At 67.4% G+C, this 26,081-nt stretch carries 20 protein-coding genes and 1 tRNA gene; 7 read left to right on the top strand and 14 right to left on the bottom strand.

All coding sequences use genetic code 11. The features are described from left to right. The first annotated feature begins 48 nt into the window (after nucleotides 1–48). On the top strand, nucleotides 49–933 hold the full coding sequence (gene phhA / locus AC1RRV_RS12185; protein WP_492859899.1) for a phenylalanine 4-monooxygenase: 885 nt from the start codon (nucleotides 49–51) through the stop codon (nucleotides 931–933). Here the strand turns inward: phhA and AC1RRV_RS12180 are convergent. Then, nucleotides 888–2,102: an acyltransferase family protein gene (locus AC1RRV_RS12180; RefSeq protein WP_492859898.1), complete on the bottom strand. Its 1,215-nt coding sequence runs from the start codon at nucleotides 2,100–2,102 to the stop codon at nucleotides 888–890. The genes phhA and AC1RRV_RS12180 overlap by 46 nt on opposite strands. 133 nt (nucleotides 2,103–2,235) lie before the next feature. Between AC1RRV_RS12180 and AC1RRV_RS12175 the strand changes: the two genes are divergently transcribed. Further along, nucleotides 2,236–3,036: a LytTR family DNA-binding domain-containing protein gene (locus AC1RRV_RS12175; RefSeq protein WP_492859897.1), complete on the top strand. Its 801-nt coding sequence runs from the start codon at nucleotides 2,236–2,238 to the stop codon at nucleotides 3,034–3,036. On the opposite strand, the gene AC1RRV_RS12170 is transcribed toward AC1RRV_RS12175, so the two are convergent. The 7 genes from AC1RRV_RS12170 to AC1RRV_RS12140 all read right to left on the bottom strand — a co-directional run bounded on the left by AC1RRV_RS12170 (nucleotide 3,033) and on the right by AC1RRV_RS12140 (nucleotide 14,667). Further along, nucleotides 3,033–3,530 carry a GNAT family N-acetyltransferase gene (locus AC1RRV_RS12170; protein ID WP_492859896.1) on the bottom strand — a complete coding sequence of 166 codons (498 nt, stop codon included), beginning with the start codon at nucleotides 3,528–3,530 and terminating at the stop codon, nucleotides 3,033–3,035. The two genes, AC1RRV_RS12175 and AC1RRV_RS12170, sit on opposite strands and share 4 nt — an antisense overlap. Next, entirely contained in the window at nucleotides 3,527–4,867 is a 1,341-nt protein-coding gene (astB, locus tag AC1RRV_RS12165) for an N-succinylarginine dihydrolase (protein WP_492859895.1), read from the bottom strand. Before astB ends, AC1RRV_RS12170 begins: the two co-directional genes overlap by 4 nt. Further along, a complete protein-coding gene (astD, locus tag AC1RRV_RS12160; RefSeq protein WP_492859894.1) occupies nucleotides 4,864–6,318 on the bottom strand; it encodes a succinylglutamate-semialdehyde dehydrogenase in 1,455 nt (484 codons plus the stop codon). The genes astB and astD overlap by 4 nt, the downstream gene beginning before the upstream one ends. Next, on the bottom strand, nucleotides 6,315–7,319 hold the full coding sequence (locus AC1RRV_RS12155; protein ID WP_492859893.1) for an arginine N-succinyltransferase: 1,005 nt from the start codon (nucleotides 7,317–7,319) through the stop codon (nucleotides 6,315–6,317). Before AC1RRV_RS12155 ends, astD begins: the two co-directional genes overlap by 4 nt. Continuing rightward, nucleotides 7,320–8,576 carry a hydrolase gene (locus AC1RRV_RS12150; protein WP_492859892.1) on the bottom strand — a complete coding sequence of 419 codons (1,257 nt, stop codon included), beginning with the start codon at nucleotides 8,574–8,576 and terminating at the stop codon, nucleotides 7,320–7,322. A 101-nt stretch (nucleotides 8,577–8,677) separates the two neighbouring features. Further along, on the bottom strand, nucleotides 8,678–12,802 hold the full coding sequence (locus tag AC1RRV_RS12145) for a translocation/assembly module TamB domain-containing protein (RefSeq protein WP_492860104.1): 4,125 nt from the start codon (nucleotides 12,800–12,802) through the stop codon (nucleotides 8,678–8,680). A gap of 71 nt (nucleotides 12,803–12,873) precedes the next feature. Further along, nucleotides 12,874–14,667: an autotransporter assembly complex protein TamA gene (locus AC1RRV_RS12140; protein ID WP_492859890.1), complete on the bottom strand. Its 1,794-nt coding sequence runs from the start codon at nucleotides 14,665–14,667 to the stop codon at nucleotides 12,874–12,876. Between the two features lie 257 nt (nucleotides 14,668–14,924). Here AC1RRV_RS12140 and AC1RRV_RS12135 point away from each other — a divergent pair, with 257 nt between their 5' ends. From AC1RRV_RS12135 to AC1RRV_RS12125, 3 genes are read left to right on the top strand one after another with little or no spacing between them, the layout of a single operon-like run. Then, complete coding sequence (locus AC1RRV_RS12135) at nucleotides 14,925–16,445, top strand: circularly permuted type 2 ATP-grasp protein (protein WP_492859889.1); 1,521 nt, start codon at nucleotides 14,925–14,927, stop codon at nucleotides 16,443–16,445. A 34-nt stretch (nucleotides 16,446–16,479) separates the two neighbouring features. Beyond that, nucleotides 16,480–17,427: an alpha-E domain-containing protein gene (locus AC1RRV_RS12130; RefSeq protein ID WP_492859888.1), complete on the top strand. Its 948-nt coding sequence runs from the start codon at nucleotides 16,480–16,482 to the stop codon at nucleotides 17,425–17,427. A gap of 10 nt (nucleotides 17,428–17,437) precedes the next feature. After that, a complete protein-coding gene (locus AC1RRV_RS12125) occupies nucleotides 17,438–18,421 on the top strand; it encodes a transglutaminase family protein (RefSeq protein ID WP_492859887.1) in 984 nt (327 codons plus the stop codon). A 2-nt stretch (nucleotides 18,422–18,423) separates the two neighbouring features. Here the strand turns inward: AC1RRV_RS12125 and AC1RRV_RS12120 are convergent, their stop codons facing one another. From AC1RRV_RS12120 to cysT, 4 genes are all read right to left on the bottom strand, one after another. Beyond that, entirely contained in the window at nucleotides 18,424–18,780 is a 357-nt protein-coding gene (locus AC1RRV_RS12120; RefSeq protein WP_492859886.1) for a PilZ domain-containing protein, read from the bottom strand. A 108-nt stretch (nucleotides 18,781–18,888) separates the two neighbouring features. Beyond that, a complete protein-coding gene (locus tag AC1RRV_RS12115; protein ID WP_492859885.1) occupies nucleotides 18,889–19,908 on the bottom strand; it encodes a sulfate/molybdate ABC transporter ATP-binding protein in 1,020 nt (339 codons plus the stop codon). 16 nt (nucleotides 19,909–19,924) lie between these two features. After that, on the bottom strand, nucleotides 19,925–20,794 hold the full coding sequence (gene cysW / locus AC1RRV_RS12110; protein ID WP_492859884.1) for a sulfate ABC transporter permease subunit CysW: 870 nt from the start codon (nucleotides 20,792–20,794) through the stop codon (nucleotides 19,925–19,927). Beyond that, nucleotides 20,794–21,678, bottom strand: coding sequence for a sulfate ABC transporter permease subunit CysT (cysT, locus tag AC1RRV_RS12105; RefSeq protein ID WP_492859883.1), 885 nt, complete (start codon nucleotides 21,676–21,678; stop codon nucleotides 20,794–20,796). The genes cysW and cysT overlap by 1 nt, the downstream gene beginning before the upstream one ends. 496 nt (nucleotides 21,679–22,174) lie before the next feature. Here cysT and AC1RRV_RS12100 point away from each other — a divergent pair, with 496 nt between their 5' ends. Then, a complete protein-coding gene (locus AC1RRV_RS12100) occupies nucleotides 22,175–23,962 on the top strand; it encodes a hypothetical protein (protein WP_492859882.1) in 1,788 nt (595 codons plus the stop codon). Between the two features lie 345 nt (nucleotides 23,963–24,307). On the opposite strand, the gene AC1RRV_RS12095 is transcribed toward AC1RRV_RS12100, so the two are convergent. After that, a complete protein-coding gene (locus tag AC1RRV_RS12095; protein WP_492859881.1) occupies nucleotides 24,308–24,916 on the bottom strand; it encodes a hypothetical protein in 609 nt (202 codons plus the stop codon). A gap of 247 nt (nucleotides 24,917–25,163) precedes the next feature. Then, nucleotides 25,164–25,238 (bottom strand) — tRNA-Lys (locus AC1RRV_RS12090). A 127-nt stretch (nucleotides 25,239–25,365) separates the two neighbouring features. Here AC1RRV_RS12090 and AC1RRV_RS12085 point away from each other — a divergent pair. Further along, nucleotides 25,366–26,079 carry a hypothetical protein gene (locus AC1RRV_RS12085; RefSeq protein WP_492859880.1) on the top strand — a complete coding sequence of 238 codons (714 nt, stop codon included), beginning with the start codon at nucleotides 25,366–25,368 and terminating at the stop codon, nucleotides 26,077–26,079. Nucleotides 26,080–26,081 lie beyond the last annotated feature (2 nt).

Genomic DNA, 26,081 nt, shown 5'->3' with positions numbered 1-26,081 from the left:
CGCAAACTCCGAACAGCTTTTGCCAAAATCGGGGCGTAGCGTCGTTGCATGAGCGGAGATGGCTTTAGCAACGGACCGCCCCCAGGCGCGCGCCCCGACTGGACGATCGATCAAGGCTGGGAAACCTATTCCCAGGCCGAGCACGACGTCTGGATCACCCTGTACGAACGCCAGGCCGACATGCTGCATGGCCGCGCCTGCGACGAGTTCCTGCGCGGCCTCGACTCGCTGGACCTGCACCGGACGGGCATCCCCGACTTCAAGCGCATCAACGAGGAACTCCAGCGCCTGACCGGCTGGACCGTCGTCGCCGTACCGGGACTGGTGCCCGACGACGTGTTCTTCGACCACCTGGCCAATCGCCGATTCCCCGCTGGCCAGTTCATCCGCAAGCCGCACGAGCTGGACTATCTGCAGGAGCCGGACATCTTCCACGATGTCTTTGGCCACGTGCCGATGCTGACCGATCCCACCTTTGCCGACTACATGCAGGCCTATGGCCAGGGCGGCCAGCGGGCCATGGGCCTGGGCCGTCTCGCCAACCTTGCTCGCCTTTACTGGTACACGGTGGAGTTCGGCCTGATGAACACGCCCGCGGGCCTGCGCATCTACGGGGCGGGCATCGTCTCGTCGCGCGCCGAGTCGATCTTCGCCCTCGACGATCCCTCGCCCAACCGCATCGGCTTCGATCTGGAACGCGTGATGCGGACGCTCTACCGGATCGATGACTTCCAACAGGTCTATTTCGTGATCGACTCGATCAAGACCCTGCAGGAGGTCACGCTGCGCGACTTCGGCGCCCTCTACGCGCAATTGGCCGGCGCAAGCGACATCGGTGTCGCCGAGATCATCCCCGGCGACACCGTCATCACGCGCGGAACCCAGGCCTATGCGAAGGCCGGCGGACGGCTGGCGGCCTTCTCGGCCGGCTGACCCTTCAGGCCGAACAGGATCCGCACGCCCGGAATGCGCCGCACGATCTCGTAGGTCGCGAAGCAGCCAGCGAAGGTTGCCGCGACCAGGATCGCACCTTCCAGCCCCTGCGGCAGGCCCAGCTTGGCTAGGTGATGGGCCATGACCACGATCAGGGTCTGGTGCACCAGATAAAACGGGAAGACGCCGAGGGTCAGGTAGCGCAGGACCGGTCCGCCCTTGCGGCTCAGGTGCTTGGCCCCAAAGCCCAGGATGGCGACGATGGCGCACCAGGTGTCGGTCGCGAATACGAAACGCATGACCAGTTTCAGCGGCTCCGGCGGAACGGCCGTATCGCTGCGATAGGTCCAGACATAGACCGACCATGCCGCCCAGGCGGCGACGGCCAGGACCAGGGCCGGCCAGCGCACGGCGATCAGTCGGTCGCGCAGGGTCTCCGACTTGGCCAGGCCGAAGCCCAGCAGAAAGGCGCTGAACGAGACGGCGTGGACATAGTGATCGCCGACCAGGGCGTGGGTCTCGCCGTACTTGGCGTACAGGGTGGCGCGCAGCATGGCCAGGAACAGCACCGGCCAGGCGAAGAGACCGACGCCCTTCAGCAGCCGCTCGGCGCCGGCCTGCAGATGCGCGCCGAGCTTCTTCCAGACCAGCAGCAGACTGGCCAGGACCAGGGTGTAGAACAGCAGGTAGGCCACGAACCACATGTGGTTCCAGGTCGGGGTGATCAGGCATTCGCCGCCCTCGCACCAGTGACCTGAGCCCGTGACGTAGCGGATCCAGAAGTTCTCCACACCGACAGGCGCGCCCGGATGCTTGGCGAGGTACTCGACGATCTCGTAGTACGACTGCGGCGGCACGATCACGAACATGGCGAACAGCAGCGGCGGCAGCAGACGAGCGATCCGCGCGCCGGTCAGCTTTCCGACCGGCGTCTTGTCGGCCATGAACCGCGTCGCCGCGCCGGAGACCAGGAAGAGCAAGGTGAGCCGCCACGGGTTGGTCATCAACATGAAGGGCATCAAGCCCTCCACGATGTGGGGCGTCTTCACATGCCAATCCCAGGGCACGTAGAACATTCCGGTGTGGTAGAGGATCAGCAGGAAGAATGCGCCGACCCGAATCCAGTCGAGGTCATAGCGCCGATCGAGGGGTAAGGCGGTCGTGGTCATGAAGGCGTCCGGCTTGAAAAGCGATGCTGGAGACCTGCCCCGCACCGCGCCGACCGGCCAAGCGTCAGGGGATCAGCGGCCGTTGCCTGGGACGACCGGAAAATCATCAGGGACTACCGGCGGGCTTTTCGGGATGACCGGCGAGGAGCGCTTATGGCTGGGCCGCGCATGGCTGCTGGGCGCGGGCTTGATCGGCTCGATCGCCTTCGTGAACGTCCTCACCATCCAGCACGACGCGCCGGAACTTGGCGTCCTGCCGCCCTCGATCTGGGAAGCGAGCAGCGCTCTGGTCACCCTCGCCATCTTCCTGGTGCCGGCCGGCATGGCGCTGTGGATAATCCGCGCGCGTCCCCGCTGGTGGGTCGCCCTGCCCGCCCACCTCGTGGCGGTCTTCATCTACTCGACCCTGCATGTCTCGGGCTTCGTGGCGTTGCGCAAGGCGGCCTACGCCCTGCTGTTGCACGAGCGGTACGAGTTCGGTCCGCTGTCGACCGAGTTCCCGTACGAGTTCCGCAAGGACATGATGGCCTACGGCCTGGCCTCGATCATCTATTGGCTGGCGTTGCGACGCAGCGCCCAGAAGCCCGTCGGGGCGCCCGCTCCCGCGCCGCCCGCAACCTTCGACATCCAGGACGGCGCGCGCCTGCTTCGCGTCCTCGTCGCCGATATCCTGGCCGTGCGCTCGGCCGGCAACTATGTCGAATTCGTTCTGGCCGACGAACGCCGGCCGCTGATGCGTTCGTCCCTGACGGCGCTCCAGGACAGCCTCTCGGGCCACGGCTTCGTCCGCAGCCACAAGTCCTGGCTGGTCAACAAGGCCCGGGTGACAGGCCTGAAACCTGAGGGCTCGGGCGATTACGCGATCGAACTGGGCGCGCTGGAGGTTCCGCTGTCCCGCCGCTTCCCGGAAGCGCTGGCGGCGCTGAAAGGCTAGAGCAGCATCCCCATCAGGATATCGTCCTCGAACCGGCCATCGGGCAACCGTCCCCGCGCCACCTGACGGCCCTCGTGCTGGAAGCCCAGCCGCTCGTAGAGCCGCACCGCGCCGGGGTTTCCACCGCCGGCCGCCAATTCGATCCGCAGGATCGGCGGATCCATGACGCGCGCCTTTGCGAACAGGGCCTCGAACAGCGCGGAGCCGACTCCCCGCCCCTGGCGCCCCGGATGCACCGCGACGGTCAGGCCGCCCAGCACGTGAGCGAACAGGGCGATCGTCTCGCGCCTTGCGTGGATCTCACCGCACACGAACCCGTCGGGCTCGACCGCCAGAAAGCAGATGTCGCTGGCGATGGCGTAGTCGGCATAGGCCGGCGTCACCTCCTCAGGGGCGCGCGCCAAGGCGCCGGGCGTGACGCCAGCTGCGGTCTTGTGCACGGCGACGATGGCGTCGCGGTCAGCGGGGGTGGCGGAGCGGATCGTGAAGCTCAAACGGCCCTCTGGAACGGATAGAAGTCTCCGCCAAGGTCGAGGATGCCGGTCAGTTCGTCCAGCGCCTCCCGGCTTTCGGTCAAAAGATTTGGGTCGGCCAGGTCGGCCGGCGCCAGACGGTCGCGATAGTGACGGGTGATCCAGTCGGTCAGGCGTTCGTGCAGGCGCGCATCGAACCGCTGCGCTGGGTTCGTCGCCGCGAGCTCATCGTCGGTCAGCACCACCCGCAGACGCAGGCAGGCCGGACCGCCGCCGTTGCGCATGCTTTGCCGGACGTCGACATACTCGACCCGTCCAATCGGACCGTTCGAGCTGGCGAGCCCCTCGGCCACCGCATGAGCCCGTGGGTTGTCGCGCGTTTCGGCCGGAGCCAGCAGGACCAGCCGGTCCTCGCCCGGGATCACCAGAAGTTGCGAATTGAAGAGGTAGCTGGAGACCAGATCAGCCATCGGCAGGTCGGCTTCCGAGATCTCGACGAAGACCGGCTCGAACAGCCCCCCGGCGACGGTGCGAACCGCACGCTCCATCCCGGCGCGATCCTCGAAGGCGCGTTCGTGGAAGAACAGGCATTCACGCGTGCCGACGCAGACAACATCGTTGTGGAAAGCCCCGCCGTCGATGGCGGCCTTGCCCTGCCGCGGGAACACCGCGCGCGCGGCGCCGTGACGGCGTTCGATCGCCTCGAAGGCTTCCCGCGTCTGCCTGGCCGGGAACTTGCCGTCCCAGCGCTCCCAGGCCTCGCGCCCCCAGACGAACAGATTGACCCCTGGCGCGCCGTGCTCGGCGCAGAGCCGCACGTGATTGGCCGCGCCCTCGTCGGCGAAGTGAGGCTGCGCCGGCAGAGGGTCGTGGACGGCGAAGCGGGTTTCGTCCCGAAACAGGCGTCGCAGCGTCCGGGTGGTCTGCGGTCCCTCGAGACTGCGATGCAGGTTGGTTAGCAGGTTGGCTGGCGTGAAATGGACCCGGCCATCAGCGGCGTCCGCGCTCGGCGTCACCGTGGCGGCGTTGGCCGCCCACATCGGCGAGGCGGAACAGGCGGCCGCCGCCAGGGCCGGCGCGGCCTTCCAAGCCTGCTCGATCACTGCGGCTTCCGAACCCGAAAAACCAAGCTGCTTCAATAGGTCTACGGCGGGCCGCTCATGCGGCGGCAGCACGAACTGAGGCACGCCCCAGTCCGCCAGCCGGCGCATCTTGGAGAGGCCCTCCAAGGCGGCGCCACGCGGGTTGGACACCTCGCCGGCGTTCTTCTGGCTAGCCAAGTTGCCCGGCGAGAGGCCGACATAGCTGTGGGTCGGCCCGACCAGGCCGTCGCAATTGGCCTCGATGGCGAAGCTCATCCGCGCAGCCCCTTGATATCCTTGAGCGTATCCGCCACCGCCTCGGCTTCGAAACTGGCCACCGGATAGGCGCAGTAGTCGGCGGCGTAGTAGGCGCTGGGCCGGTGATTGCCCGACGCGCCAAGGCCGCCGAACGGCATCGAACCGGCCGCGCCCGTGGTGGGTCGGTTCCAGTTCACGACGCCGGCGCGAATGCGGTTCAAGAACGGCTCCCAACGCTTTGACTCGTTGGAGATAAGCCCCGCCGAAAGGCCATAGCGCGTGGCATTGGCGGCCTTCAGCGCGTCGTCGAAACTGGCGACACGGCGCACCTGCAGCCACGGCGCGAACAACTCCTCGTCGGGGGTGTCGACGCCGGTGACATCGACTAGGCCCGGCGTCACGAAGGCTTCGCTCAAGCCCTCGACCGAGCCCAGCGACCGGATGCGCTCCCCGCCCATGGTCGCGGCCGCGGCGCGCGCGGCGTTCGCGGCGCGGGCCGAGATCAGCGGCCCCATGAAGGCCTCGAGCTCGCCGTTCCAAGGACCGATCGACAGCCGGTCGGCCAAGGCCGCCGTCGCCTCGATCACCGCGCGACCGGCCGCGTCATCCGGCACGATCAGCCGCCTGGCGCACGAGCAGCGCTGACCGGTGGTGATGAAGGCCGACTGAACGACCAGGGCCGCGACAGCCTCGGGCTCGCCGGCGTCCCAAACGATCAGCGGATTGTTGCCGCCCAACTCCAGGGCCAGGATCACGTCGGGCCGGTCGGCGAAGTGGCGGCGGAAGAAGGTCCCGGCAGCGGCGGAGCCGGTGAACAGCAGGCCATCAATCTCCTGAGAGATAAGAGCCTGTCCGGCCTCGCGGCCCCCCTGGACCAAATTGACGACGCCCGCCGGTACGCCGGCCGCCTCCAGCGCCTCGACCATCCATTGGCCGGCCAGAGGCGTCTCCTCCGAGGGTTTGAAGACGACGGTGTCGCCCGCCAGCAGGGCCGGGACGATATGGCCGTTGGGCAGGTGGCCAGGGAAGTTGAACGGCCCCAGCACCGCCATGACACCATGAGCCCGATGACGCAGCACGGCGCGGCCGAATGGCATGGCGTTCTCGGTGACCCCGGTCCGCTCGTCATAGGCCTTGATCGACAGGTCGACCTTGCCGGCCATGGAGCCGAGCTCGGCCTTGGTCTCCCACAGCGCCTTGCCCGTCTCGCGGCTCAGGGCTTCGGCGAAGGCGGCGGTGCGCTCGACCAGAATGTCCTTGTAGCGGCGCAGGATCGCGATCCGCTCTTCGCGGGGCCGGTCCGCCCAGGCTGGGAAAGCCTTGCGGGCGGCGGTCACCGCCTCGGCGACGTCGGCCTCGCTGGCGGCCGCCTCGCGCCAGACCACCTCGCCGGTGGCCGGGTCGATCGAGACCAGCTCCGCGCCTCGGCCCGAACGCCATTTGCCGTCGATGTAGAGACCGTCGCTCATGCCTTCACCCGCACCATGTCGCCATCCGAAAGCCGCAGCGCCTCGGCCGCCTCCCGGCTCAGGATCGCCGCCTCGCCATCGATCAGCACGGGCGCCCGAACGGCTCGGAATCCACCGATCGCGCCGGTGGAGATCAGCGCCTCTTCACCGAACGCATCCTCGCCGAGCCTCAGGCGCAGGCGACGCGCCTCGCGAACGGTCTTGATCTCGTCGCGACGCGCCGCGACCGTGGGGCCGGCGTCGAAGATGTCGATCAGGCCCTCATAGCGGAAGCCCTCGGCCTCCAGCATGGCCCGCGCCGCCTCGCCTTCGCGATGGACGCGGCCCAGGACCTCGCGCGCCTCCTTGGGCAGCAACTCGGCATAGATCGGATGACGCGGCGCCAGGTCGAGGATGAACTGGCCGTCGGTCGAGGCGCTCATCATGTCGGCCTCGTCGAAGCCCAGGCGGAAGAACTTCTCGGCGACATGGTCCCAGAACGGGCAGCTGCCATCTTCGTCGAACCAGCCGCGCAGCTCGGCCAGCACCATCTCGGCGAAGCGCTGCGGCTCGAGGCCGATCAGCATGTAGCGCGACTGGGCCAGCAGGCGCCCCGCCCCACCCTTGCGCCGCTCGGGCCGCAGGAACAGCGAGCCGACCTCCGACCAGCCGGCGCATTCATTGACCAGCACCAGGGCGCGATGGTCGAACCGCTTCTCCAGGGTCGGCGATGACTGGGCCAGGGTCACGACGCGGAACGAGAAGTGCGGCCGCTTCAACCCCACCCCTGCCTTGACCCCCGCCACACCGATCACCTCGCCGTCGTCCAGATCCTCCAGCATCAAGGTGTACCAAGCCTCCGGCGCCGCGACGCCCGCCTGGAAGCTGGCTTCGGACAAGGCCAGGCGCGACCGCAGGGTCGGCTCGTCCTCAGGCAGGCTGGTGAAGCCGCGCCCAGACAGGACGGCCAGCTCCATCAGGGCGTCGAAGTCGGCGGAGCCGGCGGGACGGACGACGAGCATTCAGTTACTCCCCCCAAGGGACGGCATCGCCGCACGGATCGCCCTGGCGTCGATCTCGCCGTTGGCCAATTTCATCAGGATCAGGGCCGAGAGCTGGGCGCGCTCGACGAAGCTTTCGGGCCAGGCGTGTTCGGCCTCGCTGTGGATATCACCGCCGCGCACGCCCAGGGTGTCGACATTGGGCAGGCCCGAGGCGAACAGATTGTTGCCCTCGCAGACCCCGCCGGAGGGCTTCCAGGCAATGTCCTGGCCCAGCAGCGCGCCGACCGCCTTCACCGCCCCGAACAGCTGCTGTTGAGCGGCGTTGAACGGCTTGGCGCCGCGGGTGATCAGGCCATGGAGGTGGGCGTGTAGGTCGTCCTCGACCTCGCCGACGATGCGGGCGACCTCGGCCTGGAACCAGGCGGCGGCCTCGGCCTCGGGAAACCGGACGTTGAAACGGACCACCGCCACGTCCGGCACCATGTTCAGCGGCGCGCCGCCGTCGATGCGGGCGACATTGACGGTGACGCCGTCGCGCTGGCCGTTCAGGGCGTGCAGCTTCTCGGCCATCCGGGCCGCGCCAATCACCGCGTTGCGACCGGCGGCGAAGTCACGGCCCGCGTGGGCGGCGCGGCCATGGATGACGATGTGAAAATTGCCCGAGCCCTTGCGCGCCGAGGCCAAGGCTCCGTCAGCAAGGGCGGGCTCGTAGGTGAGTCCGATGTGTCCTTGTCTGGCGAAGTCGGCCAGCGCCGGACCCGAGGCGATCGAGCCGATCTCCTCGTCGGGCGACAGCAGCACGCGGTAGCCGAGATTGGCCGCACCAGCGTGCCGCTCGAACGCTTCCAGCGCGGCGAGCATGACCGAGATGCCGCCCTTCATGTCGGCGATGCCGGGGCCGTGCAGCGCGCCGTCGGGCCGCGTGCGGACGACCTGGAACGGGCTCGTCTCGGGATAGACGGTGTCGTAGTGGCCGGTCAGCACGACCTGGATCGGCGCTTCGGGCCGCACGACGACGGCCAGGGACGGCGGATGATGGAATTCGGTCTCGCGACCGTCGGCGCTGATCTCGCGCGAGGGCGAAAGCGGCACGTCGATCGGCGCGGCCGGCAGGCGTGCGGCCGCATCGCGCAGAATTTGCCTCTGACGCTCCAGGCCGGCGACGTGCCGGCTGCCGGAGTTCACCGCGCACCAGTCCACGGCGCGATCGACGATGAGACCGCCGTCGCGCGCGATGTGATCCAGAACCGCGCGTTCTTCTGAATTGAGACGCATGAAAGGCTGGTCCTCCCTCAGTCATGATAACCAAGGGCCGCGGGTAAATCGTGCTCACCTCCGTCGAGGTAACCGGTCACCCACGCAACAGCCTTGCCTTCTCAATAGTCCTTTCGCCACCGAACCGAAAGCTTGGCGTCGTTTTGCCCACCGATCCGGGAGACCAGGGACAAGGTCCGGCGAATCCTCCACTCGACCTGCGCCGCCGGGCCTTCGCGGCCACCGCCGATGATCTCGACATAGACGTCGTCAGTCACGTATTTGCCGCCCGACACCGTCATGCCGGTGGCGCCTTCCGCGAACGCCAAGCGGTCGAGGCGCGCGAAGCTGCGCAGGTTGCCGATCACGTCGAACCCGCCGCCGCCCGCCAGCGAGGCCAGGGCCGAAGCCAGTTGAGCGGCCTCGATCGGCGACAGCTGAGCCGCGGACGAGCCGAACAGAACCTGGCTGAGCACCTCATCGCTGGGCAATTCGGGCTTGGAGGTCAGGGTGATCTCCGGCTTGGCGGCCGTGCCCTGGATCCGGACCACGGCGGTCAGGGCGGCGTCCTCGCGGGTGGCCGACAGGTCAAGACGGATGCGGTCCAGCTGGCTCGACAGATAAACCACGCCATCGTCGTCGAACTCGAAACGCTTGCCGGCGAAGTCGTACTCGCCGCGCACCACGCGGGCCACGCCGCTCAAGGCCGGGGCCAATGAGGTGCCGCCGACATGGGCGTCCAGCGACAGTTCGACATCCAGGCCACGTCCGCGCACGAACACTCGGCGAGCGGCCTTCAGGTCCAGGTCCAGGATCATGCCGCCGGTGGTCGGCCGCCGCTCCAGGCCCTGATCGAAATCCTGAGGTCGATTGCGCTCGATCACATCCATGGCCACGACCCCGATCGGCGTCTTGCTCTGGGCCGAGACGTCCGCGCGGTCGATGGTCACCGCGCCGGTCAGCTTGATCTTGCCGTCTGCCGAACGGTTGATGCTGGTCTGCCCCGTCGCCACGGCCGAGGCCAGATCGTTGTCGATCAGGCGGAAGCCCTTCAGATCGAGCTTGAAACTACCGACGCCGTCGCGCGCGAGGCTGATCCGTCCCGCGCCCGAGATCGAACCGCCCTGCCCGTCCTCGCCGGTGGCCTGGCTGACGTCGATGGCGTTGTCCGAGAGGGCCGCGCGCAGGGTGACGTTGCGCAGGCGCAGGCCGCTCTGGCCGTCCTCGAAGCCGCCGCTGTCCAGGCCCGCGCGACCGACCAGGCGCGGATCGGCCAGGGTGCCGCCGAGCGATCCCTGCAGGTCGATCTTGCCGGACAGCGACCGCTCGGGCCCCAGCAACAGATCCCACAGCGGCTTGATCTCGCCCTGGGCCATGAAGCGCCCCTGCACCGGGCGCTTCTTGTTGACCATCAGGCGCAATGGCCGCGCCGAGGCCTCGACCGGCAGCACGAGATTGGCCTCGGCCTTCAGGCCCTGGCGGTTGTCGCCGTCGGCGACGATGGTCAGCTGGTTGTCGGTCAGGTCGCCGTGGATCTTGGCGTCCATCGACTGCTCGACCTTGGCGCCGCGCTCTCGGGCGTTGGACAGGCGCATGGTGAAGTCGCCGCCCAGGGTTTCGCCCTGGCCATGAAGGTTGAACGCGCCGTCGATATCGCCGTCCAGGTCCGGATCGAAGGCGGTCAGGGTCACGCCGGTCAGCTGCGCCTTCAGCATGGCGGTCGCGCCGCCGAAATCGGCGTCGATATCCGCGCGTCCCTGGTCGATGGCCAGGCGCAACCGAGCCTGGGTCGGGCCGTCGCCGAAGCGGATCTTCGCGGCCTCGCGGGTCTTGACCTCCGTACGGCCCAGGCGACCGGCGGCGTTCAGGGTCAGGTCGTAGAGTTTGCCGGTCTGGGCCAGGTCGCCAGAGCCGTTCAAGCGCCAGCGACCGCCGGGCGCCTCGCCGCGCGCGTCGATGGCCAAGGGCAGGCGCGACAGCGGGCCGTCGGCGCGGATCCGGGCCGAGCGCACCTTCCAAGCGCCGCTGGCGACGTCCTCGGCCGTCAGGTCGAGCGTGGCGTTGGCCACGCCCCCGCCCGGCGCATCGACCAGCTTGGCCGAGCCCTTCACCTGGCCCCGGGGCAGGAATGCGCCGGGCCCGATGGCGACTGCCAGGTCAGCGGTCGCCGGCAGGCCGTTGCGCAGGCTCATCGCGCCCTGGGCTTTCGCGCCGCCGGCGTCGATGTCCAATTCGGTGAGCTCGATCCCGCCTGGCGAGAAGCGGAAGACGGTTCGGCCGCGCGCGGGACCATAGGCGCTGTCAGCTTGCAAAGCTGCGGCGCCGTCGGTGGCGTTGGGGCCGCGCGCGAAATTCAGGGTCAGGTGGGCCTTGGTCAGCGGCAGGCGCGGCAGGTCGATAGAGTCGAAATCGGCCTTCAGCTCGGCCTTAGGCGCCGCGAGGGTTCCGCCGACATGGCCGTCGCCCGTCGCCTTGCCGGCGATCTCGAGGGGGCCGGCGCGGAACGGACCGGCGGCGGTCCAATCCAACTTGAAGTCCAGGCCCAGACCCTCGGCGACCATCTTGCCTGAAGACCTCAGGCTGGCGTTCGCCCCATCGAGCTTGGCGTCGGCGACGGTCAGCACGCCGTCGTTCCAGCCCGCCTTGCCTTCCAGGCGAGGCGTCGAGCCCAGCAGGCGATCGATCTCGGCATAGCCGGTGGCGAAGCCCGCCGCGCGACTGTCGACCGTGAAGCTCCAGGGCCGGCCGGCGAAGCTGGAGGCTGACCATTTCGCCGCTACCGAGCCCTTGGCGCCGGGACGCACAGGTCCCAGGCTGGCGACCTTCATCTCGCCGTCGAACGAGAGCCCGCCCAGCACGCCGCGCTCGCCCTTGCCGGTGACGATCAGGTTCGGCGCATCGATGCGGGCCGAGCGGATCAGGAACCGCCCCCCCTTGATCCGCGCGCCTTCGAAGGTCGCCTTGGGGCCCGCGCCCAGCACGGCCAGCAGGCCCGTCCCGCCGCCGCCCGAGGAGGTAGCCTGCGCCTTGATCTCCAGCTCGCCCTTGGCCCAGCGGACCCTGGCCGGTCCCCTGGCGTGCTTCAGGTGGTAGCCCAGCAGTTCCAGGTCGGCGACGTCGGCGTTTCCTTCGAGCGAGAAGCCACCCTCCTCCAACCGGAAAACGCCGTCGATCAGGCCGCGCCCCATCTGCGGGATCGAGACGATCCGCCTCAACGCGCCGATCTGGGCGGTGAAGGCGATGCCGTTGGAGCCGGTTCGTTTCTTCGCGAGGTCGGCGAGGCCACGTCCCTGCAAGGCGAGGTTCTGGGCTCGAACCTCCAGGTTCAAGGCCGAGAGCCCATCCTTGGTCGCCTTCTTGCCGTCGATCGTGAAATTGGCTTCGGGCCCGAACATGTCGGCGAGGCGCTGCGTGAGCTGCGAGGCCTCAAGGTCCAGCCGCCCCTTCGCGGAGCCCCCTTCCGGCGTCCAGGCGCCGTCGGCCTGCAGTGGCGTCGTGGTCCCCGATCGCGCCACGACCTTGAAGGCGGCCCGGCTGGTTGTTCCGTCGGCCCTGGCCTTCAGGTCGAACGAGCGATCGGCCGGCAGGCCCAGGGCCCCGGCGATGGCGCCGCCGTTGGCCTCGGTGGCGTCGGCGTTGAGGTGCAGACTGTCGGAGCGGCCCAGGTCGAAGTCGAGCTTCAGGTGATCGCCGACATGCTGGCGCGAGCCGACGGCCAGCTTGCCCTTCTGTCCGCCCAGCCGCGCCATCTCATAAGCGCCCTTGACGTCGAAGTCGCCATCGCGGCCGCTGAATGCCGGACGGGTGATCAGGCGGAAGGCGAAGGCGTCCAGGTCCACCGAGACCGGCGCGGCGCTGGACTTACCCTTCGGGGCCATGGTCGGTCGACGCAGGACGATCACGTCGCGCGCGTCGATCCGTTCGGCGTGAAAGCGGCGGCCGAAGAGCTCCGTGGCGCGCCAGGCCACGCGCAGGTCGTGGGCCTCCAACCAAATCCCCTTCTCGTCGGAAATGGTCAGGCGACGGACGCCGAAGTTCTTCCAGATGTCGCCCGACAAGCCCTCGATATGCAGCTTGCCGATCCGACCGAGTTTCAGGCCCGACGCGCGGGCCTCCAGGAACATCCGGCCTTGCGGGGTGATCGGCGCGAGGCGCAGGCCGCCGGCCATGACGAGCAGGATGGCGGCCAGGATCCCCGCCGCGATCAGCAGCGCGCCGCCCCAGCCAATCTTCTTGGCGGCCTTCACCGCGACCTCGCCCGTCACTTCGGCGACGTGGACGACGGTCTCCGTCAGGTCAGGCTTGTCCTGCTCGCCGCTCAAAAGCTTTGCCCGATGCTGAGATAGATCTGGAACGCCGGGTCGCCCTTGCGGCGCCCCATCGGGACGGCGATGTCGGCGCGGATCGGGCCAAAGCCGAGGTCATAGCGGACGCCCACGCCGACACCCGCGCGGAAGTCTTCGCGCTGCGGGGTTTCGTGCGTGCCGATGGCGCCGGCGTCGATGAAGGCCACGCCGCTCCAGTTCTGAGTGATCTTCTGGCGTACCTCGAAGGAGGTCTCGACCAGCGAGATGCCGCCTTGGGGGGTATTGTCGGTCAGGCGCGGACCGATGGCCTGATAGGCGTAGCCACGCACCGAACCGCCGCCGCCGGCGTAGAAGCGCCGAGAGGCCGGCACCTGCGGAATGCCGCCGCCGAGGATGGCGCCGATCTTGAGCCGTCCCGCCAGCACCGTGCTCGCCCCCTTGCCGATCGGCAGATAGGCCGAGCCCTGGGTCGCCAGCTTCAGATAGGGCACGGTCGTGTCGCCGACCACGTAGGTCGGCTCGCCCCGGGCCTCCAGCCGCCAGCCTCGCTTGGGATCCAGGATATTGTCCGAAAAGTCCCAGGCATAGGCGGCCAGGCCGGCGACCGTGGCCAGGTTGAGCTTGCGGCCGGCCACCAATCCGTTGCGATTGACCTGTTCCTTGGTCTGCGACAGGTCCAGCGAGACGCCGATGGTGCGATACGCCGTCGTCTGACGTCGCTTGGTCAGGTCGACCCCGACCGTGGCGCCGGTTTCATTGTAGGCGTCGGTGTCGTTGCGGAAGACCGAGCCGTTCATCTTCAGGGTCTGCTGCGGCCGTCGCCAGTGCGGCAGCGAGAGCTCGACGCCCAGGCGCTGCTCCAGCTTGGCGAAGCGCAGGGCATAGATCGTGGAGTCGGCGCGCTTGAGCCGGTTGTAGCGAATCCACCGGGCGTCGATGCCCGCGCCCTCGCTGGTCGAGTAGCCCGCGCCCAGTTCGATGGTGCGCGACTTGCGATCCGCCAGGGTGACGACGACGGGCCGGTAGCCCTCGGCGGTCGCCTTGTCGGGGCCCGCCAGCGAGACAGAGATCGAGTCGTAGACGCTGGTGTCCCGCAGACGTCGTTCCAGCTCGGCGACGTCCTCGGGATCGTAGACGTCTCCGCTGACCCATGGCGCCAGGCGTCCCACCCAGGCCGGGTTGGTTCGCCCCTCGGTGACCACCTGGACGCCGTCCAGATGGACCAACTCGCCGGCGATAATCTTGAAGGCCGGACGGACCGTATGGTCGGCGTGGTCGACGATCACCTCGCGCGGCTCGGCGGTCGCGTCGGCATAGCCGAGCTTGGCGACCTGGGCGACTACCCGCCCTTCGGCGCCGACCACGTCGGCGGAACGGCCCGGCTCGCCAGCTGTCAGACGCATGGCCGCGGCGGCGCGCTGGCGCACGCCCTCGTCCGGCGGCGCGCCCGACCAGTCGATGCGCGGATCGGCGAGGACGAAGACCGGACCCGGCGTGATCTTGACCACCGCTCTTGGCGGCTCGCCGTCCAGAACATCGGGCTCGACGGTGTAGGCGTAGTAGCCTTCGGCGCGCAGGACGGCGATGGCGTCCTCGCCGGCCTGGCGGGCGCGGCGGCGGGCCTCGGCTCTGCTCTGGGCAGGATGTTTGGACAGGGTCAGGGCGCGCTGGATGGCCTCACGCAAGGCCTTGTCCTCGACACCTTGGATCTGGGCCATCGGCTCGTCGGCCCAGGCGGCCGAGGCGGCCGAGGCCACGAGCCAAGTCGCCGCCACCAAAGCCAGGGAGTACCGCCCAAGCACCAAACCACGTTCCCCGCGCGAAGCGCCCCCACCCCTGCTGTAGTCTGGGGCTTGCGCCGTGTCACGACCGGAAATGAACCCAGACAACGACAAGCGGCGCTTCTCAAAGCAGGCGAAAGGCGCCCAAATGACAGGCAGTCGTGCGCATTCACGCGGCGGACGTCGAATCCGGCGCGCGGGACCATTGCGACGTTCTAGAGTCGAACCGGTTCGCGCCTTCGACGCGTGGGCCCAAGGCGAAGACAAGCGTGGAAAAAAGCGTGGCGGCGAAGACCCAGACCCTAGACGACGCACCGACCCTGCCGATGACGGAGGCGGCGTACCTGCCGGGGATCGCCTACGACGAGATGTTCACGCCCGAGGGCGAGGTCAGGAAGCACTACGACCCGCTGCATGGCCGCATGTCGACGCTGGGCGCCGAGGAGCTGGCCGGCCGCCAACGGACCCTGGAACGGTCGTTCCTGCTGCAGGGCATCACCTTCACGGTCTACGGCGCCGAGAACACCACCGAGCGGATCATTCCGACCGATCTGTTCCCGCGCATCATCCCCGCCGACGAATGGAAGCGGATCGAGACGGGCCTGACCCAGCGGCTGCAGGCGCTGAACCTGTTCCTGGCCGACATCTACGGCGACCAGCAGATCCTGATGGATGGCGTGGTGCCGCGCGAACTGGTGCTGGGCGCGCCGTCGTATCGCCGCGAAATGCAGCACCTCTATGTGCCGCACAAGGCCTACGCCAATGTCTGCGGCAGCGACCTGATCCGCTGCCAGGACGGCCAGTTCGCCGTGCTCGAGGACAATCTGCGCGTCCCGTCGGGCGTCTCCTACATGCTGGCCAACCGCGACGCGGCCAAACGGACTTTCCCGGGGACCTATCGCGCCGCCGGCGTGCGGCCGGTCGAGCGCTATCCCGACCTGCTGCTGTCGACGCTGAAGAGCATGGCCGCCGACTGGCGCAACGATCCGCAGGTCGTGGTGCTGACTCCCGGCGTCTACAACAGCGCCTATTACGAGCACGCCTACCTCGCCCGCCTGATGGGGGTGCCGCTGGTCGAGGGTCGCGATCTCGTGGTCCACGAGAACATGGTCTACATGCGGACCACGACGGGCCTGCGCCGGATCGACGTGATCTATCGCCGGGTCGACGACGACTTCATCGACCCCCTCACCTTCCGGAGAGACAGCTCGTTGGGCGCGGCGGGGCTGTTCAACGCCTATCGCGCCGGCAATGTGGTGATCTGCAACGCGCCGGGCACCGGCGTCGCCGACGACAAGGCCGTCTACGCCTATGTCCCCGACATCATCCGCTACTACCTGGGCGAGGACGCGATCCTGCCCAACATCGAGACCTTCCTCTGCCGCGAGTCCCGGCAGCTCAGCCACGTGCTGGGCAACCTCGACAAGTTCGTGGTCAAGGCCGTCGGCGCCTCGGGCGGCTACGGCATGCTGGTCGGTCCGCACGCCAGCCAGAAGGAGCGCGACGCCTTCGCCGAGGCCATCAAGGCCGATCCGGAGAACTACATCGCTCAGCCGACCATCCAGCTTTCAACCGCGCCGTGCCTCGTCAACGGCCGTATCGAACCGCGCCACGTCGATCTGCGCCCCTTCATCCTGTCAGGCGAGAAGACCATCGTGACACCGGGCGCCCTGACCCGCGTGGCGCTGAAGCGCGGCTCGCTGGTGGTGAATTCCAGCCAAGGCGGCGGATCGAAAGACACCTGGGTGCTGGCTGACGAACCCAATGGCAATGGCCACGCCAACGGGAGCCCCCGCCCATGATGCTCGCGCTCCCCAAGGCAAAGAGGTCGCTCGCATGATGCTCGCTCGGGTAGCCGACAGCCTCTACTGGCTTGGCCGATACATCGAACGGGCCGAGCACCTCTCGCGCCTGTCCAGCGTCATGCTCAACGCGACCCTGGACCAGACCGACTCGGGAACCCAGGCGGTGCGGATCGCCATGGCCGCGGTGGGCGAGCCGGGCGACGGGATCGACATCGGCTCGTTCGAGGCGGCCGAGGCGCTGGTTCTGGACCGCGGCGATCCCAATTCGGTGGTTTCGTCCTTGGCCCGCGCCCGCGAGAACGCGCGCCAGGTTCGTGATCAGATCACCACCGAGACCTGGGAGCGGCTGAACCTGCTCTATCTGAAGGTCACCGATGATGACGCGGCCAAGGCGTTCTCGGGCGGCTCGGACAACTTCCTGCACGATGTGATCGCCGACCTCCACCTGTTCAAGGGCGCGGCCGACACCACCATGAGCCACGGCGAGAGCTGGCGGTTCATGATGCTGGGCATCTACATGGAACGCGCCCATCTGCTGTCGCGCCTGCTGGAGGTCTGCTTCGCGGAGTCGCCGGTCCACGGCCAAGTGGCCGATCACGTGGCGCTGGTCAGCGTGTTGCGCATGGCCTGCGCCCTCGAGCCCTATCTGCGGGTCTACACCGCCGAGATCGAACCCCGGCACATTCTGGAGTTCCTGGTCTTCGACGAGGACTTTCCCCGTTCGATCCGCTTCGCCACCGCCCAGATCGAGCAGCACCTCAGCGCCCTGGCTCGCCGCGTGGCCACCAGCGAGCGCGCGGGGCCCGAACGGCTGGCCGGCCGGCTGAAGGCCCGTTTGCAATTCGCCGATGTCGACGAGTTGGAAGCTGTCGGCGCCGGCCCCTTGCTCACCACCGTCGTCAACGAGTGCGCGCGTATCCACGGAGCGATCTACGACACCTTCGTGGCCTATCCCCTCGAAACACGCCTTCCCGCTTAGGATCCCGCTCGTGCTGCTCGAAATCCGCCACGTCACCCAGTACCACTACGAGCGCCCTGTTCGGGAAAGCCTGATGGAGCTGTGGATGCAGCCCCAGAAGACCGCTCGCCAGCGCCTGGTCAGCTTCGATCTGGACCTGGAACCGGCCGCCCAGGTGTTCTCGTACGCCGACAGCTTCGGCAACGCGGTCTATCACTTCGATGTGCCCCAGCCGCACGACAAGCTGACCATCATCGCGCGCTCAGCGGTCGAGACCGAACCCACCGGTGAGCGTCCCGACCAGCTGGACATGGGCGAATGGGACCGGCTGCGCAGCGAGTTCGTGCGCGGCGAATGCTTCGACTTTCTGAGGCCACACGGCTTCGTCCAGACCACCGAGGCCCTGCAGACCTTCATCAACGAGCACGACCTCGAGACGCTGCGGCGCAAGGACCCGCTGACGGCGGTCCGCACGCTCTCCCAGACCATCTATCGGGCGTTCGAGTATCAGCCCGGCGTCACCGACGCCGACAGCCCGATCGACTTGGCGCTGAGGGCCGGGCGCGGCGTCTGCCAGGACTTCGCCCACATCATGCTGGCCGTCTGCCGCGAGTGGGGCATCCCGGCGCGCTATGTGTCGGGCTATCTGTTCACCGACCGCGAGGCCGGCGACCGCTCGGATCCGGACGCCACCCACGCCTGGGTCGAGGTCTTCCTGCCCAGCCTGCGTTGGGTCGGCCTGGACCCCACCAACAACATGATGACCTGCGAGCGGCACGTTGCCGTGGCGGTGGGCCGCGACTATGCCGACGTCACCCCGTCACGCGGTGTCTACAAGGGCGACGCGGAGAGCCAGTTGGCGGTCGGCGTCTCGGTCCGCCGCGCTCGCGCCGCCCTGGCCGAACCGGAGTTCCTGCGCATGGCGCGTCCCAGCTTCACGGGCGGGCGTCGCCGTCCCGACGCGGTGCTGCGGCAGGACATCCACCAGCAGCAGCAGCAACAACAACAGCAGTAGTCCTAGACTTCCGTCTCGGCCGGAAGCGTCGCCGCGAACCGGCGGGCGATGTCCAGGGCTCCCGCCGCGCCGCCGGCGCGAGGGCCGATGCGCTGGGTCACCAGGAACTGCACCCCGACCTCGGTCCCCGAACGCCAGACGACGTGCGCCAGATGCACCCGACGTCCACCGGCGTCGACGAAGACGAACTTGTCCGGCGGCGCGTTTATGCCCGCCGTCGACAGGCGAGCGCCCTTCTCGGCGACGTCCAGCAGCGAGCATTTCCACGAGCGCGGATCATCCACGATGTAGATTTTGCGCGCCGCCGGCATCCGGGGATGCGAGCGGCGATCCGCGCCCGAAGGCTCCACCATGGCCATCGCCTCTAAAGATCTCCCGCCGACTCGGGCCGGATGTTAGCGCAAGCATAGCCGACGCGCCCGCGAACGTTGAACCGCGTTCGTTAGTCGAGCTTAGCGCGCGGAGCCTTAGGCGGCGTAAACGTGCGCCTTGCGCGCCGCGATCTTCACGGTGCCCTGAAAACGCGCCGCTTCGGCGCGTGAGGCGCTGATCTCGATATGGCGGCCGTCGGCGGCGGTGGCGTTGACCGTGGTCAAGGCTCCCTGCACATGGGCGCGTTCAACCCGCACCTCGAAGCCGCCGTCGTCCAGCACGAAGTCGTGCGGTCGGACATAGGCTGTCGCGCCGCCCTCACGAATGCCCGACGCGGGCAGGCCCAGAGCACCGGCGCTGAACCGCCCCCCGCTGACCTGGCCCTCGAAGCAGTTGGCCTCGCCGACGAACCCGCAGACGAAGGCCGTTTCCGGTTGGTCATGCACTTGGTCGGGCGTGCCGATCTGCTCGATCTGGCCCTTGTTGAGGACCGCGACCCGGTCGGCCAGTTCGAGGGCCTCTTCCTGGTCGTGGGTCACGAAGATGGTGGTGACGCCCGTGGCGTCGTGTACGCGGCGCAGTTCCTTGCGCAGTGACTTGCGGACCGTGGCGTCCAGAGCGCCGAACGGCTCGTCCAGCAACAGCACGCTGGGCTGCACGGCCAGGGCGCGCGACAGGGCCACGCGCTGGCGCTGGCCGCCGGAAAGCTGCGAGGGATAGCGCGCGCCCAGGCCTTCCAGCTCGACGAGCTTCAGCAGGTCCTCGACCCGCTGGGCGATCTCGGCCTTGGGCGGCCGGTCCTTGCCCTTCCGGACGTCGAGGCCGAACGCGATATTCTTGGCGACGGTCATGTGCTTGAACAGCGCGTACTGCTGGAACACGAAGCCCACCCGGCGGTCGGCGGCCGAAGCGAAGGTCACGTCGGCGCCGTCGAACAGCACCTGGCCAGCGTCGGGGAACTCCAGGCCGGCGATCGTGCGCAGCAGCGTCGTCTTGCCCGAACCCGACGGGCCCAGCAGCGCCAGCAGTTCGCCGTCGGCGATCTCGAGGTCGACCTTGTTCAGCGCCGGATAGCGGCCGAACTTCTTTTCGACGGAGCGGATGGAAATGGTCATGTGGCCGTAAGTCCGTTCAGTGTCCGCGGCGCCCGCGCACGCCCGGCTGGATTTCAAGCGCCGTCTTCAGCACCAGAGTGACCAAGGCCAGAAGGCACAGGAGGGCCGCGACCGCGAAGGCGCCGACGAAGTCGTACTCGTTGTAGAGGATCTCGACGTGCAGCGGCATGGTGTTGGTCAAGCCGCGGATATGACCGCTGACCACCGACACCGCGCCGAACTCGCCCATGGCGCGGGCGTTGCACAGCAGCACGCCGTACATCAGGCCCCAGCGCACATTGGGCGCGGTCACCCGCCAGAAGGTGTAGAGCCCGCCAGCGCCCATCGAGACGGCGGCCTCCTCCTCGCTGGTCCCCTGCTCCTGCATCAGCGGGATCAGCTCGCGGGCCACGAAGGGGAAAGTCACGAAGACGGTCGCCAGCACGATGCCGGGCACGGCGAAGATGATCTTGATGTCGTTGTCGACCAGATAGTCGCCAAACCACCCCTGCAGGCCGAAGATCAGCACGTAGATCAGGCCGGCCACGACGGGCGACACCGAGAACGGCAGGTCGATCAGGGTGATCAGCAGGGCCTTGCCGGGAAACTCGTGCTTGGCGATCGCCCAGGCGGCGCAGAGGCCGAAGGCAGCGTTGAACGGCACCGAGATGGCCGCCGTGATCAGGGTCAGTTTGACCGCCGCCAGAGCGTCGACGTTGTTGACGGCCAGCAGGGCCGCGTCCAGCCCCTTGCGCAGGGCCTCGGCGAACACCGCAGCCAGCGGCAGGATCAGCACCAGGGCCAGGAAGGCCAGCACGACGCCGATCACCAGGGCCTTGGCCCAGGCTGGATCCTCGGTGGCGCCGCGGTGGCGCCCCTTGGGGGAATTCTGGGTGACGGCGCTCATCAGTCGAACCTCCGCGCCCAGGCCTGGATGGCGTTGATGATCAGCAGCATCGTGAACGAGACGGCCAGCATCACGACGGCGATCGTGGCGGCGCGCTCGTACTCGAACTGCTCCAGTTGGATGATGATCAGCAGCGGCGCGATCTCGGACTTGTAGGGCATGTTGCCGGCGATGAAGATGACCGAGCCGTACTCGCCCACCCCCCGCGCGAAGGCCATGGCGAAGCCGGTCAGCCAGGCCGGCGCCAGGGCCGGCAGGACGACCCGCAAAATGGTGTCGATGCGGTTGGCGCCGAGACTGGCGGCGGCTTCTTCGACGTCCTCGGCCGCGTCGCGCAGGACGGGCTCGATGGTGCGAACCACGAACGGCAGGCCGATGAAGGTCAGGGCGATCGCCACGCCGATAGGGTTGTAGGCGGCCTTGATGCCGAGCGGCGTCAGGAACTGCCCCACCCAGCCGTTGGGCGCGTACAGCGTCGCCAGGGCGATGCCGGCCACGGCGGTCGGCAAGGCGAACGGCAGGTCGACCAGAGCGTTGACCATGGTCTTGCCTGGAAAGTCGTAACGGACCAGCGCCCAGGCGGTCAGCACGCCAAACACGCCGTTGATCACCGCCGCCACGAACGCCGCGCCGAAGCTCAGGCGATAGGCGGCCAGCGAGCGCTCTGACGTGGCCACGGCCCAGAACTCGGCCGGCGACTGATGGGCGGCCTTCAAGACCACGGCGGCCAGCGGAATCAGCACGATCAGCGACAGGATCGTCAGGGTGACGCCCATGGTCAGGCCGAAGCCCGGAATGGCCGAACGCCTACGGAAAAAAGGCCGCTTGCCCGTTTGTCGGGACGGCGGCGCGGGCGACCGGCGCACGGCGGTGTCGGCGGTCATCGTCTGATCGTCGTCCAGGGTCCGGGCTCGCCACATGGCTCAAGGCAAAGGTTGAACGCGCCGGACCGGATAAGGGTCCCGACGGCGTCGTTGAAACTGAGCCGCTTAAATCTCTACCGGTGCAATGGGGCAAACGAGAAAAGTCGGGTCGGGGCCGCAGAAAAACTGGCGAGGACCGCACGCTCTCGAGCGATTGCTTCCCCGCTAAACGCTAGCCGACACGCTTCAAAATTTAGAAAGTCATAACGCGTTTTCACCGCACATGAGGTGTTGCGAATCAAGGATTCCGCCTCCTCGGATCGACCCGTTTCGAACTCAGACCCTTCAAGGGAATGGCGTGCTTGAACCGGTTCTCCATTGAGGACGATGGGATGCATCGTCGTGAAAGCGGCGCTGACCAATCTACAGTTCGCATGAACTTAATCGCACGGCCGATTGGTCGTGATCCGATACAATGGGCGGGGCGGCGCTTTCCGCCACGAGGGCGGGGCCAGCCATGACTTTCCAGTACACAGTCGCCTTGAGCGACCCGACCAACGCTTTCACCGCGAGTCAGGCCGAGGCGGTGCTCGCCAACCTGCGCGGCGCGATGGAGATCTTCTCGCGTCACATCACCGGCCTGGGCACGCTGGACGTGGTGGTCCTCGTCGACCTTTCCGGGCGCACGGTCGGATCCGGACGTTCGGCCGTCGCGGTCAACAAGGGCGTCGAGAACGGCAAGACGGTGATCCACGAAGGCGGCGTCGCCGAACTGCTCAGCGGTATCGATCCGAACGGAGCCGCGTACGATATCGAGGTCTCCATCCCGCCGGCCTATCTCAACAATGCGCTGTGGCTGGATCCCGACCCGCTGACGCGCTCGACGCCGGTTCAGGCAGGACGCTTCGACGCGGTGTCGTTCTTCCTGCACGAGATCGGCCACGCCCTGGGCTTCAACGGCCGGGGCGACGGCAATACGGGCGTCGTCTCGGGCGCCTTCATGTCGACCTATGACACCTTCGTGGCCACCCAGAACGGCGTGCCGGTGTTCACGGGAGCCAACGCCGTCGCCATCTACGGCGCACCCGTGCCGTTGGCGACCGGCGCCTTCAACAACTACCACCACTATGGCCGCGTCTCGTCCGACGGGTTCGACCTCAGCATGATGGAGGGCTCGACCTATGCGCCGAACGGACTGCGCTGGTATCTCGACGCCATCGACCTGGCGGTCTTCCGCGACCTGGGCATGACCACCGTCGCCAATCCGATCGCCGATGTCGGCGGATCCCGCTTCCAGGGCTTCGCGCCGAACGACACCATGCTCGGCAATGTCGGCGCGGACACCCTGTTGGGCGGCGGCGGCAGCGACACCCTGCAGGGCGCGGCCGGCAATGACACTCTGGACGGCGGCGCGGGCGTCGACACGGCTGTCTATTCGGGATCTTCGGCCAACTACCGCCTGTCCCTCAACAGCGATCAAAGCCTGAGCATCACGGACCTTCGGCCCGGTTCGTCCGACGGCGTCGACAAGCTGGTCGGCGTCGAGCAACTGCGCTTTTCCAATATCACCCTCAGCAATCTCTTCACCCTGCCGGTGACCGTGGAGACGGCGTTCGCCAACATCCTGCGGGCCACCAGCCTGTCGCCGAACACGATCGCCCTGGGCGCCGACCTGGCCGCGCGCATCGCCGCCGGGACGCTGACGGCGACCACGGCGCTGGCCGAGATCATCAAGGCCGCCGACGCCACGACCTCGGTCGCCACTCTGAGCTATCAGTTCTTCACGGGTAAGATCCCCGGCGGGCCGGGCATGGACTATCTGGTCTCGCCCACCGGTCCCAACGGCAACAACATCAACTCGGCCTACTACCAGACCTTCAGCCTGGAGAACCGCTACATCAATTTCGCGGTCAATCTGGGCAAGGTCGGCGAAGGCCGGACGCCGTTCGAGGCCGCCTACGGCGCCAAGACCCTGTTCGAAGCCACCCGCGACGCCTACGCCACCATCTTCGGCGCGACGCCGACGGACGCCAAGGTCCACGCCCTGCTGGACCCGAGCTTCGTGCTCAACGGCGTGACCATGACCCGGGCCGAATACTTCGCCTATTACGGTCAGGACGGCGCCAACGGTATCGGCACGAAGGCCGCGATGGTCGGCTGGCTGCTCGGCGAGGCCGAAAAGGCCGATGTCGGGATGTATGCCCGCTCCAACGCCGCCTTCCTCGCCGATCTGGCCGACGGCGCGACCTTCGCGGTCGATCTGATCAGCGTCTACGGCAAGCCCGAATACGTCTTCGGCGCCTAGGATTTCGCCGGCGATCCGCGCGCTCGAAAAAGGGCGCGCGGACGATCGCGCACTGGGACGCGCACCGGCGGCGCCGTTCATCCCTCTGGGTTTTTCGATAAGCTTGCTCGCTCGTCAAGGCCTTGCTGGACAAGGCTTGATTGGTAGGCCGGGTGGGGTTCGAACCCACGACCATTCGATTAAAAGGCAAAGTTATCGTCTTGGATTTGCTAGTTACCGTTAGACCTTTCTGCGTTTGTTCACGCCCTGCATTTCTTGGGCTTTTCAGGACAGTCTAACGGTTTGTGACAACCTCATGAGTTCCGACAGCCTCTAGAACACCAAAGTGCCCAAGCACCGGCTCGACTAAGAACTGGGCTCGCGAAGGACTAACTTCAGGCTCAATGGATCCGCGTGCTCCTCGATCCGCTCCATCAAAATTTTGCACTGATTGAGAAGCGTCTTCCTTGCTGCAACGGGGTTCGTGTCCCAAAGGCCGGCGGTGAACGCAATCAGGTCAGCATACATGCTGAGATTCATCGCGACATAGACGCCAGGCGGTTCAAGCAAGCCCTGGTCAATTTGCCTGCATGCTTCGCAAAACTGCACGTACTGCCGCGACGTCGCACCAAGTTGGAAGACAGACAATTTTCTACTGCCTTCAAGCAGCTTCGTAAAACTTAGGCTGAACGCGTGCGCTTGGCTGGCCAGGATAGAGAGTGTTCGTGTGGCTAGTTGTATCTGAGCGTTGGCCTCATGACGGCGTCGAGCTTCGTCGAGCTCGCGATTTGCATCGATCTGACGGACAACAAAAACAGCGGCTACGACTATGCCCACGACCGAGCCAATAGCCTGCGCCCAACCTGCGCCGCCGCCATTGATCAGCCACTCTAGAAACTTGCCCCAGTGCGCCCGGTTCACCAGCAACGTTACACCGATAGGAAATCCCAAGGCGTAAATCGCGCCACAGATCATCACCCTATCCAAAGGCCGCCCCCAAGTCTTGAACGCCCGCCCCCAGGCACGACGGGGACAATCAGTAGGCCCACAAGCCACCTCGCGTTCTTGATCTACTCGCAAGCGCGAATCTACACGCGCGCATTGCTAGCGAGCGACGCAGGTCACAGAACCGTGGCGAAAAAGTCTAACGGTCGGGAGACAAAAGTCTAACGGTTCAACCAAGTCGAACTGCTATGTTTTTCAAACATTTCAATTCGTTGGTTGGTAGGCCGGGTGGGGTTCGAACCCACGACCATTCGATTAAAAGTCGAATGCTCTACCACTGAGCTACCGGCCCGCTCACGATCCGGCGGGGACCGGTGGAAGCGGCGCGGACCATAGTCGGGGGCCATCGTGGTCGCAAGCATGGTTTCGCCGTTTTTCCGATGGATGACGGTAAAGCTGTGGGCGGGTTAGAGTGAGTCATGCGTAGAACGTTGCTTTTGACGGCCTTTTGCGGAGCGACCCTGGCCGGAACGGCCTTGGCGCAGCAGCAGGAGCCGCCTCCCCTGTCCGGCGCGCCGCCTGCTCAATCCGACGACGGCAGAATCAAGTCGACCTCCGAGGCCAACAAGGAGGGAATCAGCGGCGCGGTCAGCGCGCCTCTGCGCGACGTGAACCTCGTCCGCACCAAGATCCCGCGCGTGCTGCTGGAGGCGATGGACGATCCCTATCAGCGTCCGGCCAGGGCCGATTGCAGAAGCCTGATCGCGCTCGTCGCGCCACTGGACACGGCGCTGGGCGAGGACATCGACCGCAACCCGCCCGAAGAGAACGAGGACCTGATGGATCGTGGTCGCAAGGCCGCTGGTCAGGCGGCTTTGGGCGCGATGGCCAGCGCGGCGCAGGACATGATCCCGATGCGCGGCTGGGTGCGGAAGCTGACCGGCGCCGAGCGCCATGACCGCCTGGTCCAGAGCGCCATCACCTCGGGCAATGTCCGTCGCGCCTATCTGAAGGGACTTGGCGAGGCGCGCGGTTGCAATCCCCCGGCGACGCCGCAGCACAAGCCGCCGGTCGAGGCGCCCGTGGTCGATCCTGGCATGCCGCCGCCGCGCGACCCCTACGGGCCGCGCAAGCCGCGCTTCCCGATCTACAAGGAACAAGGCCCGACGGTGCCCCAGGGGCCGTCCTACTAGGC

The organism is Caulobacter sp. GW821-FHT11E10 (genome assembly GCF_058808375.1).
Note: the sequence above shows the minus strand (reverse complement) of the source record. Positions and strands in the feature narration are given on the sequence as shown.

Excerpts from the sequence above, each read along its gene's own strand:
- cysW (WP_492859884.1), bottom strand. The coding sequence starts at position 20,794 with ATGAGCGCCGTCACCCAGAATTCCCCCAAGGGGCGCCACCGCGGCGCC.
- AC1RRV_RS12120 (WP_492859886.1), bottom strand. The coding sequence starts at position 18,780 with ATGGCCATGGTGGAGCCTTCGGGCGCGGATCGCCGCTCGCATCCCCGG.
- AC1RRV_RS12095 (WP_492859881.1), bottom strand. The coding sequence starts at position 24,916 with ATGATCTGTGGCGCGATTTACGCCTTGGGATTTCCTATCGGTGTAACG.
- AC1RRV_RS12155 (WP_492859893.1), bottom strand. The coding sequence starts at position 7,319 with ATGCTCGTCGTCCGTCCCGCCGGCTCCGCCGACTTCGACGCCCTGATG.
- AC1RRV_RS12150 (WP_492859892.1), bottom strand. The coding sequence starts at position 8,576 with ATGCGTCTCAATTCAGAAGAACGCGCGGTTCTGGATCACATCGCGCGC.
- phhA (WP_492859899.1), top strand. The coding sequence starts at position 49 with ATGAGCGGAGATGGCTTTAGCAACGGACCGCCCCCAGGCGCGCGCCCC.
- AC1RRV_RS12085 (WP_492859880.1), top strand. The coding sequence starts at position 25,366 with ATGCGTAGAACGTTGCTTTTGACGGCCTTTTGCGGAGCGACCCTGGCC.
- AC1RRV_RS12175 (WP_492859897.1), top strand. The coding sequence starts at position 2,236 with ATGACCGGCGAGGAGCGCTTATGGCTGGGCCGCGCATGGCTGCTGGGC.
- AC1RRV_RS12180 (WP_492859898.1), bottom strand. The coding sequence starts at position 2,102 with ATGACCACGACCGCCTTACCCCTCGATCGGCGCTATGACCTCGACTGG.
- cysT (WP_492859883.1), bottom strand. The coding sequence starts at position 21,678 with ATGACCGCCGACACCGCCGTGCGCCGGTCGCCCGCGCCGCCGTCCCGA.
- astD (WP_492859894.1), bottom strand. The coding sequence starts at position 6,318 with ATGAGCGACGGTCTCTACATCGACGGCAAATGGCGTTCGGGCCGAGGC.
- AC1RRV_RS12115 (WP_492859885.1), bottom strand. The coding sequence starts at position 19,908 with ATGACCATTTCCATCCGCTCCGTCGAAAAGAAGTTCGGCCGCTATCCG.
- AC1RRV_RS12100 (WP_492859882.1), top strand. The coding sequence starts at position 22,175 with ATGACTTTCCAGTACACAGTCGCCTTGAGCGACCCGACCAACGCTTTC.
- AC1RRV_RS12130 (WP_492859888.1), top strand. The coding sequence starts at position 16,480 with ATGATGCTCGCTCGGGTAGCCGACAGCCTCTACTGGCTTGGCCGATAC.
- astB (WP_492859895.1), bottom strand. The coding sequence starts at position 4,867 with ATGAGCTTCGCCATCGAGGCCAATTGCGACGGCCTGGTCGGGCCGACC.